The organism is Kiloniella sp. (assembly GCF_048270245.1).
Lineage (GTDB): Bacteria > Pseudomonadota > Alphaproteobacteria > Kiloniellales > Kiloniellaceae > Kiloniella.
In genome coordinates this window covers 285,070-298,087 of record NZ_JBLWTH010000002.1, presented here as the reverse complement: position 1 = coordinate 298,087, position 13,018 = coordinate 285,070, and the positions used below count along the sequence as shown (strand labels likewise).

Annotated in this window: 10 protein-coding genes and 2 tRNA genes; 6 read left to right on the top strand and 6 right to left on the bottom strand. The window is 44.0% G+C overall.

The genetic code is table 11. The annotated features are described in order from the left end of the window. Window positions 1–33 precede the first annotated feature (33 nt). The gene (locus ACN0W5_RS06595) at window positions 34–987 is read right to left on the bottom strand and encodes a tetratricopeptide repeat protein (protein WP_417453373.1); all 954 of its coding nucleotides are present in this window, start codon (window positions 985–987) and stop codon (window positions 34–36) included. A gap of 273 nt (window positions 988–1,260) precedes the next feature. On the opposite strand from ACN0W5_RS06595, the gene ACN0W5_RS06590 reads away from it, so the two are divergent. Next, window positions 1,261–1,881 carry a hypothetical protein gene (locus ACN0W5_RS06590; protein WP_417453372.1) on the top strand — a complete coding sequence of 207 codons (621 nt, stop codon included), beginning with the start codon at window positions 1,261–1,263 and terminating at the stop codon, window positions 1,879–1,881. Window positions 1,882–2,040: 159 nt separating this feature from the next. Here ACN0W5_RS06590 and ACN0W5_RS06585 read toward each other — a convergent pair whose 3' ends face one another. The 3 genes from ACN0W5_RS06585 to ACN0W5_RS06575 all read right to left on the bottom strand — a co-directional run bounded on the left by ACN0W5_RS06585 (window position 2,041) and on the right by ACN0W5_RS06575 (window position 3,199). Further along, window positions 2,041–2,424, bottom strand: coding sequence for a Rap1a/Tai family immunity protein (locus ACN0W5_RS06585; RefSeq protein ID WP_417453371.1), 384 nt, complete (start codon window positions 2,422–2,424; stop codon window positions 2,041–2,043). Between the two features lie 139 nt (window positions 2,425–2,563). Then, window positions 2,564–2,639 (bottom strand) — tRNA-Asn (locus ACN0W5_RS06580). Between the two features lie 486 nt (window positions 2,640–3,125). Next, window positions 3,126–3,199: transfer RNA gene (locus ACN0W5_RS06575), tRNA-Cys, on the bottom strand. A gap of 288 nt (window positions 3,200–3,487) precedes the next feature. Between ACN0W5_RS06575 and ACN0W5_RS06570 the strand changes: the two genes are divergently transcribed. From ACN0W5_RS06570 to ACN0W5_RS06550, 5 genes are all read left to right on the top strand, one after another. Continuing rightward, window positions 3,488–4,159, top strand: a complete 672-nt coding sequence (locus tag ACN0W5_RS06570; RefSeq protein WP_417453370.1) for a protein-L-isoaspartate O-methyltransferase family protein — start codon at window positions 3,488–3,490, stop codon at window positions 4,157–4,159. Window positions 4,160–4,458: 299 nt separating this feature from the next. Beyond that, window positions 4,459–5,865 (top strand): TolC family outer membrane protein, encoded by a 1,407-nt coding sequence (locus ACN0W5_RS06565; RefSeq protein ID WP_417453369.1) that lies wholly within the window; start codon window positions 4,459–4,461, stop codon window positions 5,863–5,865. A gap of 105 nt (window positions 5,866–5,970) precedes the next feature. Beyond that, window positions 5,971–6,738: a DUF2497 domain-containing protein gene (locus ACN0W5_RS06560; protein WP_417453368.1), complete on the top strand. Its 768-nt coding sequence runs from the start codon at window positions 5,971–5,973 to the stop codon at window positions 6,736–6,738. An 86-nt stretch (window positions 6,739–6,824) separates the two neighbouring features. After that, window positions 6,825–9,476 carry a valine--tRNA ligase gene (locus tag ACN0W5_RS06555; protein WP_417453367.1) on the top strand — a complete coding sequence of 884 codons (2,652 nt, stop codon included), beginning with the start codon at window positions 6,825–6,827 and terminating at the stop codon, window positions 9,474–9,476. A gap of 177 nt (window positions 9,477–9,653) precedes the next feature. Continuing rightward, window positions 9,654–10,277, top strand: coding sequence for a TetR/AcrR family transcriptional regulator (locus ACN0W5_RS06550; RefSeq protein ID WP_417453366.1), 624 nt, complete (start codon window positions 9,654–9,656; stop codon window positions 10,275–10,277). A gap of 89 nt (window positions 10,278–10,366) precedes the next feature. Here the strand turns inward: ACN0W5_RS06550 and ilvD are convergent, their stop codons facing one another. Then, the gene (gene ilvD / locus ACN0W5_RS06545; protein WP_417453365.1) at window positions 10,367–12,217 is read right to left on the bottom strand and encodes a dihydroxy-acid dehydratase; all 1,851 of its coding nucleotides are present in this window, start codon (window positions 12,215–12,217) and stop codon (window positions 10,367–10,369) included. Between the two features lie 174 nt (window positions 12,218–12,391). Further along, window positions 12,392–13,000: a rhomboid family intramembrane serine protease gene (locus ACN0W5_RS06540; protein WP_417453364.1), complete on the bottom strand. Its 609-nt coding sequence runs from the start codon at window positions 12,998–13,000 to the stop codon at window positions 12,392–12,394. Window positions 13,001–13,018 lie beyond the last annotated feature (18 nt).

Here is a 13,018-nt window from a genome sequence, read left to right as displayed (position 1 = left end):
GGGTTAATTCAATTTATGCTAATAGCGAGCAGACTATTTAACGAGACCAAGTTCTTTTAGTTCTCTCCGGTACTTTTTTTCCTGCCTGTTGATACTGTAAGCCATTTGAAAATCAAACGAAGCATTGTTGTTGTCGCCGAGGCTCTTGTAGAGACGGCCTCGGTTATAAAAGATTTCCGGATTATTTGGGGCGTAGTGTAGGGCAAGATCAAAAGCGCGAATGGCCTTATCGTATGCCCCTTGTGAAAAGAGAATAATTGCCTTTGCTTGGTAAGCATCAAACGATTTTGGCTCTAATTCTATAACGTATTCGGCATCTGCCAAAGCTTGCTCAAGAAAGCCTGTGCTGAGATAGGCCTTTGCGCGTTTAATATAGGCATCTAGCGATGGCGGTTCTTCTGATAAAATTGTAATAAAATGATCGATTGTCGCATAATCTATATAAGTGCCGAGATAGACGTTACTTTCGTTGATTAAAATTTTTCCCAGTTCAGGCTTTATCAATACGGCTTGAGAGACATCCTGAAGAGCGGCTTCAATTTCGTTTTGTTCCCGGTAGAGAACGCCTCTTTTCAACAAAAGCTCAGCGTCCTCGGGAATTTCAATCAACGCTTTGTTTAACCAAGATAGAGCTTCGTCATTTTTGTTTTGAACGAGGTAGAGAGAGGTTAGGTTAAAGTAGGCATCTCCATAGGTTGGTAGGCGCTCTATAGACTGAATAAAATCTTGTTCTGCTTCGATAGGTAGGTTTAGGTCCTGAAAAAGAGTGCCGCGGTTGTTTAAGACATAAGCTTGATGCTTTTTTGACAGATCACCTTCATTCAATGCCTGCGTGTAATATTCTATAGCGAGTTCCAGATTGCCATTATCCTGTGCTTCCTGTGCTGTTCTGGCGAAAAGAATACCATCAGCAAAAGATACCGTTGGGGCGATATAAAACGCCATGGATAAAGCCAATGCTGAGCTTCTGAATAGTTTGAGTGCCATATGTCTGTCGCGGATCATTAGCCTGAAATTATAGTTAATAAATTTTTATCTTTATATAACTCTCGGGATAAATTGCAAAATTGAATTTATCGTAATCAGTGTAAAAATGTTATTTAGTGGTTCTCTGTATAATGAATTTGTCACCGTAAAAGACGTTTTACTGTGATCTGTTTCTCTTTTGGGTTGTTTGGTTGGCTTGTTCTGTGTAAAGGAAAGGGTATATTTTGAGGGCATTTCAAGTTTCTAATTAAGCTTAAAACTGGGGGAATACTTATGAGACGACTGATCGTATTATGTTTGGTACTGTTTACCATGGGGTGTAAGGGGGCGACGACATCTTCTTTGGTTGGATCCGGATCAATTACGTTGAGCTCTAGTGCACAAAAATCATATGAAAAATACTTAAGATCTAACCCGCGAGTTTTTGCTGTAACCGAAGATGGGAGTACCAGCTGGGGATGGTACTATTGCCCTGACATTCAATGTCGCGGTACGAGACTACAATCTATGCCCAAAGCTATTAAGCAATGTGAAAAGTATTCAAATGGTAAGCCCTGTAAGGTTTACGATCTTGGTGGTGAAATTGTTTGGGAAAAGAAGACGAAACCCGAAGCGGAAATCAAGGTAGATCTTTACGATCCTAAGAAATTTGAAATTACTTCCGGACAAAAAACTGCATTTGGTAGGTATCTAGACTTGGTTAGTATCAAAAATGATGATGTTAATCTCGCTTTTGCGATTAGCAAAGATGGAACAACTGCGCGGGCGAGATCACAGGAAGTGGCTCCTTATAATAAATTGAAGTTAACTGCGCTTGAAATATGTAAAGCCAAATCCTCTAATAACGAATGTGTGTTGTACGCAATAAATGATAAAATTACAGCTGTGAAGTAAAGGCTATTTTTTTTCGAGATAAAAGGCCCTTCAGGGGCTTAATACAATGAGAGGCAGAAAGATCTATTATTATCTTTCTGCCTCTTTTTTTGTCTGAGTAAGGTTTTGATTTTATTTAAGATAAAAAACTAGGGATGCTTTTCTCTCACCACGTTATACCTATGTGCAAGGCCAACGTTTTAGAAGCCAAACCATAACTAGGTCAATTGATGGCTTGTGCCGGGTTTGGGGGTTTTCTTGAAGTTCTTGGACTATAATGTCTTTTACTTCTTTGTTTGTGATGTTGTCGGGCGGACACATTAACTCTCTGTATTCAAGAGTATCGTAAACTGCCCGTATGTGTGTATCACAGCCTTTTTGTTCAGTTTTACAAGCTTGATAAAGTTGATTTGCTGTCTTGATTTCAGTCGAAAAAGCAGTGCCGCTGATAAAAACAAAGATAAGGGCTATACAATATTTCATTTTATAATTCTCTATAGGCTCTAAACTTTTTTGTGGGTATATTTGTGTAGCCAAAATCCAGCAAACTTGGTTGGTCGTCAATTATAATATTGCTTGCATGCAAAGACTTATACCAGCAAAGGTTTGTAAACGTGTTTTAGCTTTTCGTTTGATAATTTTTAGATCCAAAGTAACAAAAAACCCTAAGTCGTTGATATTCAACAACTTAGGGTCTTTGTAATGGCTCCGCGAGCAGGACTCGAACCTGCGACAGGGTGATTAACAGTCACCTGCTCTACCAACTGAGCTATCGCGGATCAATGTTTGTGCCGCCTCGTTGGCGACGGGTTGGGTTATAACAGTGGTGTTACATGCTGGCAATAACTTTTATGCATTTTTTTTAATTTTTTTTGTTCCTTTTAAATCAAAGGCTTGAGGCGCTTATGACTTCGCTAGATTTATCTGAGGTGAAAAATAGATTCTTATCCTTGGTTTCTGGCTTTTAACAAAAGGATGAAGACCAAGAGTGGGGATAATTCGCACGATATCTGATAGAAAATCGGATATAGTTTTCTGATTGAAAAGCATCTACCTAGTAATAAGACTCTGATCAAATACTGATGCGATTAATCTGACACTGTTGATTCTCTGGTGGTAATTCAGCACTGGCGACCCTAATACAGAAGATTCGGCGTAGGGTTTTATTATTCAGCATGCATAAAATCAACAGAACACACTGCTAATCGAGGTTATGTATCGGGATGATTTTTAAATATTAGGGGATATCATAAAGATGAATATTTTGGAGGCCCGGGCCGGAATCGAACCGACGTACAAGGATTTGCAGTCCTCTGCATCACCACTCTGCCACCGGGCCATCCTGACGAATATTCATTCGTTGGCAGTTCCGCAGTGTATAGTAGTGGTTATCGCTAAGGTCAAGAGATCAATCTCGATTCCAGTTTCATTTATATGCTGGGGGACTGTTGGCAATGTAATTTAGGCGTAAAAAGTAGGGGTAAGGGATCTTATTGTTGGGTTGAGGCCCTGTTAGAACCTTTGTTAACTAGATAAAAATAATAAAAACGGATACTTTATCTGGAAAGGTTGGGGTCACTTGGTTATTATCCCACAAAATTTTTACAGATAATCGGCGTTTCTAACGATGAATAACTTTGAACAAGCTCGCATGAACATGATTAATTGCCAGTTGCGCACCAATAAGGTGACGCATGACGGTGTGTTGTCTGCGTTTGAAAATGTGGCACGGGAAGAATACGTACCGGAAGCTTCAAAAGCTATTGCCTATGTAGATGAAGACTTGGCGCTGGACCATGGCCGCTATTTGATGGAACCAATGGTTCTTGCACGTATGCTTCAATCTATTGATCCCAAGGAAAATGATACGGCGCTGGTTGTTGGTGCAGGGACTGGCTACACCGCATCTGTGTTATCCAAAGTTGTCAGTGTTGTTGTGGCAATCGAAGATACGGATGAGCTGGTTGATTCGATGAATGAGCGCTTCGCATCGCACGGAACAGAAAATGCCGTTGCTGTTAAGGCTGAATTGACTAAAGGTTATCCGAAACAAGCCCCCTACGACTTAATTGTTTTTGGTGGAGCCGTTTCTGAAGTTCCAGATTCTCTACTAGAACAATTGGCTGAAAATGGGCGTTTGATTGCAGTTGTTCAGGACGTAAATGCCCGAAATAAACAGACGCTGGGGCATGCAACCTTGATTGAAAAGCATGCAGGGAATTGTTCCGGTCGCGTGATTTTTGATGCGAATACACCTTTGTTACCAGGCTTTGAAGCCAAAGAAGCATTTTTATTTTAATAGATTTTGATGCTCTACCAAATATGTATCCAATTTTAAATGTTGGGTCATATATTCTGACGACAGGTCGCACTAAGGTTATACGTTAAAGCTTGTAGGAAGGCTGGCGCAGTTTGCGCCAGTTTTTATATGTACAAAAAGTTGTAAATAGCCTGTGACCTGTTTAATAACTTTTTGTATGCTCTTAAAAGACACAGATATAAACCACATATACGGTTTCATTTCATTATATAGGTATCCGCGCAATGCGGGGCCGTTATCAGATTAAGTTTGGCATTGGATTAATTTTGGACAACGTGATGATTAAATCTATCGGAAACACGAAAAAAGCGCTTTTAAGTCGATGTGCCATTGTTAGTGTCGCAGTTTACACTGGGCTTTCCGGCGGCTTTGGGGGCGACGGTGTTCTGGCTCAAACCCTGAATGAGTCTTTGATTAAGGCCTATGAGACCAATCCATCACTGTCTAGTGCGCAAACTGGCTTGAAATCTGTTAACGAAGGTGTTCCTCAAGCGCTATCTGCTTGGCGGCCTGATGTCCGAATTACGTCTTCTGCTGGGGTCCGCAGAACTGATACTGACACCCCAACCGGAGATTCTACTGATACTACACAGCCATTGAATGCGACATTACAGGTAACGCAATCTCTCTATCAGGGAGGACGTACTCAGGCGGCAACAGAGCAAGCAGAAAATCTAGTACTTGCCGAGCGAGCGTCTGTTACTTCTGTGGAACAGGATGTTCTGTTACGGGCAGTAACCGCCTATGCGGATGTCTGGCGGGATCAAGCTATTCTAGATCTTAATATTAACAATGAAAGAGTTCTGGCAAGACAGTTTGAAGCAACACGTGATCGTTTTGATGTTGGTGAGTTAACAAGGACGGATGTTGCACAAGCAGAATCCAGATATTCGACCTCTACAGCTCAGCGCATTGCTTCGGAAGGAACGTTAAATTCTTCAAAGGCCGTGTTTGAAGAGGTGGTTGGCGAGTATCCTGATGAAGCACTGGCGCGTCCTAATCCTTTCGCTGTTTTACCCGCAAGTGAAGATGAACTTTTAGGTGTTGCGCGAGAAAATAATCCGGCACTTCTTGCTGCTAAATACAATGAAATGGCGTCCAAAAACCAAGTCAGGGAAATAACTGGCGAACTATACCCGGACCTATCATTGGTCGGACGGGTCAGTCGTTCTGACGAAACATCTGGCGAGGATATTGATAGCACATCCGGTGAAATTTTGGCGCAGTTGGTTGTGCCGATTTATCAACAGGGATTGGTTAGCAGTCGGGTGCGTCAGGCTAAGCAAACTGCAAATCAACGTAGAATCCAAATTGTTGAGCAGATGCGTGCGGTTGAGCAACAAGGCGTATCATCCTGGGAAAATCTGATTAGTTCTCAGGCACAGATAAAATCCTTTACCTCTTCCGTTAATGCCGCTGAAATTGCCTTGGACGGCGTGCGCCAGGAAGAAGAAGTTGGTGAAAGAACGGTGTTGGATGTACTTGATGCCGAACAGGAACTTCTGGATGCACAGGTTAATCTTGTCAGAGCACAACGAGATGAAGTTGTTGCTACTTATCAGGTCTTGAGCTCTATGGGGCAAATGACAGCACAGTATATTGGTTTACCTGTTAATGTCTTTGATCCGGCAGAAGACTATAATAACGTGAGAGATAAGTGGTTTGGGTTGGGTATTGAAAAATAGGCGTGCAAAAGCCCTTCTTTTTCAATAATATCTAACGTATATTACCGAAATTGTATTGGTAACAGGTAGTGTTCGCAGTTAAGGAAGCGGTGGGACAGCATTTCAATGAGTGATCAAGAAGCCCAGGGTGAACCATCAATGGAAGAAATTCTGGCGTCAATTCGCCGGATTATTTCCGAGGACGATCCAGAAGGTGATGGAGCCAAAGGTGAGGGGGAAGAAGCTCAGGCACAAGAGCCTGCGGCAGAAGAACCTGAAGCAGAAGAGGATGATGTTCTCGAGCTAACCGATGAAGTTTCTGAGGACGAAGAGTCTGCCCCTGAAGAGTCTGATATAGAAGAGGACCCTTTAGAAGCGGCTTCTGATGAAGATTCGATTGAAGAAGACTTTAGAGCATCAATGGGTGAGCCCGAAGAAGATGAGCCTGAAGATGACGAGATTGAAGTTGAAGCCGCAGCTGGCGAACCTGAGTTGGAATCTGATCTAGAGTCTGTAGAAGATGATGATATCGGCGATATTTCTTTTGATGAAGTTGAAGACGAGATCGAAGTTGCTGCATTATCTGAAACTCCCTTAGATGAATCTGAAAATTTTGATGTTGGTAACGATATCGATCTTGATGCGCCTGATGCTGATAGTATCCTTCAGGAAGAAACTCAGGATTCAACGTCTTCGGCACTATCTGAAATAGCGCGTGCTGCTGTTGTGCAGCGTTCCTTAGCCATTGGTACAGGAAAAACCTTGGAAGATATCGTTCGCGAAGCACTCGTCCCCGAGCTTAAAGCATGGCTTGATGTCCGCTTAGGCCCTATGGTTGAGCGGATTGTCCGCGAAGAAATTAAAAAGATGGTGCGCCGGGCCGAAGATTTATAAGGCTCGGACTTTCTTTTTTCTTCCGAAACTGCTAGCAAATGCTAGCATTATTTCACATAGAATATTTAGTTAAGAGGAACCCAGTAATGCTGGACAAAACCTATTGCCCTGAAAAAGTTGAGGCAAAGCATTACGAGCGTTGGGAAAAATCCGGAGCTTTCTCCGCAGATCCTAATTCCCCGTCTGACCCTTATACCATTATGATGCCCCCGCCGAACGTCACGGGGAATCTCCACATGGGACATGCGTTGACCTTTACCCTGCAAGACGTCCTTGTTCGGTATAAGCGCATGAAAGGGCATGATGTTCTCTGGCAACCAGGAACTGACCACGCAGGTATCGCAACTCAGATGGTTGTTGAACGCCAGCTGGCTGAAAAGGGAATTTCCAGACACGATCTTGGTCGTGAAAAATTCTTGAATTCTGTTTGGGAGTGGAAAGAAGAGTCTGGTGGTGCAATTGTTAAACAGCTTCGTCATCTCGGTGCTTCTGCTGATTGGCCGCGTGAACGCTTTACAATGGACGAAGGGCTTTCAGAAGCCGTTCGTAAGGTTTTCGTTCAACTTCATAAAGAAGGCCTGATCTATAAAGACAAGCGTTTGGTAAACTGGGATCCAAAGCTTCTGACTGCGATTTCTGATCTTGAAGTTGTTCAAAAAGAAAGTAACGGTAAGCTTTGGCATTTCCGTTATCCCATTGATGGCGAAGACGGTAAATACATTGTTGTTGCCACTACTCGCCCTGAAACAATGCTGGGTGATACCGGTGTTGCTGTGCATCCCGATGATGATCGTTACAAAGACCTGATCGGCAAGAAGGTGAAGTTGCCGATTGTTGGACGTTTAATCCCTATTGTCGCGGATGAATATGCTGACCCTGAAACGGGTTCTGGGGCTGTTAAAATTACCCCTGCGCATGATTTCAACGACTTTGAAGTTGGTCGTCGTTGTAATCTGGCAATGATCAATGTTTTTGATAAATTCGCGCACATCAATGAAAATGCGCCGGATGATTATCAAGGACTGGATCGTTTTGTTGCGCGTAAGAAAATTGTTGCCAAATTTGAAGAGCTTGGACTTCTCGACAAGATTGATGACCACTTGAACTCTGTTCCTTATGGCGACAGATCAAACGTTCCAATTGAACCATGGCTTACGGATCAATGGTATGTTGATGCCGCGACACTTGCTAAACCGGCTTTGGAAGCTGTTGAAACTGGCAAGACTGAAATCGTCCCTAAACAATGGGAAAACACCTACTATGATTGGATGCGTAATATCCAACCATGGTGTGTGTCCCGTCAATTGTGGTGGGGCCACCAAATTCCGGCGTGGTACGGTCCTGACGGTGAAATCTTTGTCGAAGAAACTGAAGAAGAAGCCAAAGCAGCTGCCTTTGCTAAATTTGGCAAAGAAGTTGAACTGACCCGAGATCCAGATGTTCTGGATACTTGGTTCTCATCTGCTCTTTGGCCTTTCTCTACTATTGGATGGCCAGAAACAACGAAAGAGCTTGAGCGCTATTATCCCGGTGATGTGTTGGTGACTGGTTTTGACATTATCTTCTTCTGGGTTGCCAGAATGATGATGATGGGCATGCACTTTATGAAAGAGGTGCCGTTTAAGACCGTTTATATCCACGCACTTGTGCGCGACGAAAACGGACAAAAGATGTCCAAGTCCAAGGGTAATGTTATTGACCCTCTGGAAGTTATTTCTGAATACAGTTGTGATGCATTAAGGTTTACTCTTGCGGCGATGGCGGCACCTGGTCGTGATATCAAACTGGCATCATCCCGTGTTGAAGGCTATCGCAACTTTGGTACCAAGCTCTGGAATGCATCGATCTACAGCCAGATGAATGGTGCTGTTTACGATCCGGGTTTTGATCCGCTGAGCTGTAACGAGCCGATTAATAAGTGGATCGTCGGGCGTGTTGCTGCTGCGACTGCGGCCGTTGACAAAGCACTGGATGATTACCGTTTTAACGATGCCGCCAACGCGCTTTATCGTTTTTTCTGGAATGAATACTGTGACTGGTATGTGGAATTCACAAAGCCTGTATTGGCTGCGGGGAATGAGGCAACGACTAAAGAAACCAAAGCAACTATTGCATGGGTTTTGGCGCAGACACTTCATTTGTTACATCCGATTATGCCGTATATTACCGAGGAACTTTGGGAAAACCTAGGCAATGAAGGGGCGACACCGCTTATTTCTTCGTCTTGGCCAAAGTTTGACGAACGCCATACGGATGCTGATGTTGATAAAGAGATGGATTGGGTTATCAAGCTTATCTCTGATATCCGGGCTACACGTGCGGAACTCAACACCCCGCCAAAACTAAAGGCACCGCTTTTGCTCAAAGACGGTTCTGATGCAGTCAAGGCTAAGATTGGTCAGTACAAAGATGTTGTGAAGTGGCTTGCTGGTCTTTCCTCTGTTGATTTTACAGATGAAGATCTACCGCAAGGAGCTATTCAGATTGTGCTTGATGATGCGACTTTCGCGTTACCGCTGGAAGGTATCATTGACGTTGAGCAAGAGACAGCTCGCCTGAATAAAGAAATGGAAAAAACGCTCGAAGAGATTGCGAAAATTGACAAGCAGCTTTCAAACGAAAATTTCGTTTCTCGAGCACCTGAACAAGTTGTTGAGGAAAAGAAAGCCCGTCGGGAAGAGTTCATGTCAGTGAAAACAAAACTGGATGAAGCGCTGGCGCGGATTGCCGATCTCTAAAAGAAATATTTGTCATATTTGATAAATTCATAAGAAAGCCGCTCATTCGGGCGGCTTTCTTGTATTTGAATGGCAGTGCTAAAATGCTGTTTTAAGGCATTGTACGTTTATCTACGTATATAAAAATATCTCTGGTCTTTGTATTCTCATAAAAAATGATAACCAAAGATTTACGAGATGACTCCAAGCCTTACATTAGTCCGGCGGCGGTTGCCAGCCCAGCAAAGATCTAAGCAGCGTGTTCAGAGAATATTGCTTGCTGCATCAACATTGTTGACAACGAGCAGTGTGGACAAGCTGACCACGCGCCGTATTTCTGAACTTGCCGACGTTAATATCGCAACGCTCTATCAGTTCTTTCCAAATAAAGAAGCCATTATCTTTGCCCTTTATCAAAGATGGTTGAGTGAAATGGATGACGTCTTTGATCGCATGGAAATGAAGCAATCCAGGCAGATGGGATGGCGTAAGCTTTTTAGTAAAATATTTGATGCTCTCAATCAGGTTCAAACAGATTTAATTGTTCGGGATCGATTGCTGAAAGCCATGGGGATGAATGAAGATCTAAGGAAATTGGATCTTGATCATAGTATTCTTCTGTCGAAACGATTAGCTAAGCTGATGGCTAATCAAGGGGCATATCTTTCGGAATATGAGCTTCAGGAGCATGGAACGTTAATTTTCCATTTTGAAAGAGCTCTGGTGACACCCTTGGCAAATGCAAAAGGAAATGATCAAGAGGTTCTTTATAAAAAGGGCAGGGACTTCTTACTGGAAATGATTTCTCTTGCGTTTCGGTAATTAAGAAAGCGTTCCTTGCAGATAAAGAAAAGGCCGCAGAGTTTTGATTAACTCTGGGCCTTTTTTACTTAACGATAGATGTTTATCTATCAGTCGTATTGATCAACATCACGATAAGCACCTTTGTCGGCCGATGTTGTGAAGTGAGCGTAGGCTTTAAGGGCTGAACTTACTTTGCGATCGCGTGGTTTCACAGGCTTCCAACCATCCTTGCCTTTGGCATCCATGGCTTTACGGCGCATATCCAGTTCTTCGTCACTGACGAGTACGTTAATTGTCCGATTGGGGATGTCAATTTCAATGGCATCACCAGCTTCAACAAGACCGATTGCGCCACCTTGTGCTGCTTCGGGAGATGCGTGACCAATTGATAGACCAGATGTGCCGCCAGAGAAACGCCCGTCGGTTAAAAGCGCACAAGCTTTACCAAGTCCCATGGATTTCAGGTAACTGGTCGGGTAGAGCATTTCCTGCATACCTGGACCGCCTTTGGGGCCTTCGTAACGAATAACAACAACATCACCAGCGACAACTTCACCGCTGAGTACGCCTGCTACGGCTGCATCCTGGGATTCGAAAATGCGTGCGCTTCCTGTGAATTTCAGGATCGAATCATCGACGCCAGCTGTTTTAACGACGCAACCGTCCAAGGCAATGTTTCCAAACAGAACGGCAAGACCACCTTCTTGGCTAAATGCATTCTCACCACTGTGGATACAGCCATTGGCACGGTCATCATCTAGGGATGAGTAATAGCGATCTTGACTGAATGCTTCCGTGGTTCGTACGCCACCGGGTGCCGCAGAATAGAACTTTTTCACCTCGGGATCATCAGTGGTCATGATGTCCCATTTATCAATCGCATCACCGAGTGTTTTTTCGTGAACTGTCGGGCGATCTCGATGAATTAGTCCGCAGCGATCAAGTTCAGCCAAAAGCCCCATAATACCGCCAGCACGGTGGACGTCTTCCATATGGTACTTGGTTGTGGATGGCGCGACTTTGGCCAACTGAGGTACTTTTCTTGAAAGGGCATCAATGTCTGACATGGAGAAGTCAACACCACCCTCCTTTGCCATCGCAAGGATGTGAAGGATTGTATTGGTTGAGCCGCCCATGGCAATGTCGAGAACCATGGCGTTTTGATAGGTTTCAAAAGTGGCAATGCCGCGTGGTGTAACGCTCTCATCACCTTCTTGATAGTAACGTTTTGTGAGATCGACGATACGGCGTCCGGCTTCTCTGAAAAGCTCACCACGTCTTTGGTGTGTTGCAAGCAAAGAGCCATTACCTGGAAGAGAAAGGCCCATGGCTTCACTCAGGCAGTTCATGGAATTCGCTGTAAACATTCCAGAACAAGAACCACAAGTTGGACAAGCGGATCTTTCAATCGCAGCGACATCTTCGTCACTGACGTTTGGATCCGCGGCATCAACCATGGCATCAACGAGATCTAGTTTACGTTCTTTTCCATCCAGAACGATTTTTCCGGCTTCCATTGGGCCACCGGAAATAAAGATTGCAGGAATGTTTAGGCGCATTGCAGCCATGAGCATACCCGGGGTGATTTTATCACAGTTGGAAATACAAACGACAGCGTCAGCACAGTGCGCGTTACACATGTATTCTACGGCATCAGCAATGACTTCGCGTGAGGGCAGACTATAAAGCATGCCGTCGTGTCCCATTGCGATGCCATCATCTACAGCAATGGTATTGAACTCTTTCGCAACACCGCCTGATTTCTCGATTTCATCGGCAACCAGTCCGCCTAGATCTTTCAGGTGAACATGGCCGGGGACAAACTGTGTGAATGAGTTGGCAATGGCAATGATCGGTTTTCCGAAATCATCATCTTTCATACCAGTCGCGCGCCATAGGCCGCGGGCACCTGCCATGTTTCTGCCATGGGTGGAGGTTCTTGAACGATACTCAGGCACAGTAATAATCCTAACGTTACGTCGTGTCTTAAATTAAGTTTCTTGTAAGATAATTAGGTAATCCATGGGCTCACGTCCATGGTTATTTCGCAAAAGAATAAAAAAGTTACCAAATCGAAGGAAAATGAGGTGAGGCGAGGGCTTGTTTTTAGGGGTATTGTACCGGCCCTTGACTTATCCACGGTGAAATTTAGATTTATTGCGTATTTTTATACCGCGCGGAAGTTCATCTGGACAAAGCAGTGGCAAGGTTTTGTGTCGGAAAAAAGGAAATATGGCCATGCCGCCAAAAAATCCAATTATATGTGCCCACCAGGCTACACCGGATTGGTCTGGTAAAAAGGCTGAGAAAATTTGAAAGCCAATCCAAAAAATAAGTAACAGGTAAGCGCGAACGAAGATCGGGACCATAAAAATCGGAATGAGAACCTTTGCTTTCGGGTATTGCAGCAAGTAAGCCCCGAGAATACCAGAGACAGCTCCACTTGCACCAACAATAGGTGTTTGAGATGTCCCCGTAATAACGGTTTGTCCAATGCCAGCTATGATGCCGCAACAGATAAAAAAGGCAAAAAAGCGCCGGTGTCCCATTGCGTCTTCTATGTTGTCACCAAATACCCAAAGATAAACCATGTTACCCGCAAGATGCATAAAGCCGCCATGCAGAAAATTATAGGTAACCAAAGTGAATATGGGGGAGACCCAATCAATAGACTGTGGGCGTTGGGCGTTTCCAAGTAATACGTCGGGGATAAGGCCCAAGGCATATATCATTCGCGCCATAAATGGTTCTGGTGATAT

Coding starts and splice junctions, on each gene's coding strand:
- ACN0W5_RS06595 (WP_417453373.1), bottom strand. CDS start 987: ATGGCACTCAAACTATTCAGAAGCTCAGCATTGGCTTTATCCATGGCG.
- ACN0W5_RS06570 (WP_417453370.1), top strand. CDS start 3,488: ATGAATAACTTTGAACAAGCTCGCATGAACATGATTAATTGCCAGTTG.
- ACN0W5_RS06590 (WP_417453372.1), top strand. CDS start 1,261: ATGAGACGACTGATCGTATTATGTTTGGTACTGTTTACCATGGGGTGT.
- ACN0W5_RS06550 (WP_417453366.1), top strand. CDS start 9,654: ATGACTCCAAGCCTTACATTAGTCCGGCGGCGGTTGCCAGCCCAGCAA.
- ACN0W5_RS06560 (WP_417453368.1), top strand. CDS start 5,971: ATGAGTGATCAAGAAGCCCAGGGTGAACCATCAATGGAAGAAATTCTG.
- ACN0W5_RS06540 (WP_417453364.1), bottom strand. CDS start 13,000: ATGGCGCGAATGATATATGCCTTGGGCCTTATCCCCGACGTATTACTT.
- ACN0W5_RS06565 (WP_417453369.1), top strand. CDS start 4,459: ATGATTAAATCTATCGGAAACACGAAAAAAGCGCTTTTAAGTCGATGT.
- ACN0W5_RS06555 (WP_417453367.1), top strand. CDS start 6,825: ATGCTGGACAAAACCTATTGCCCTGAAAAAGTTGAGGCAAAGCATTAC.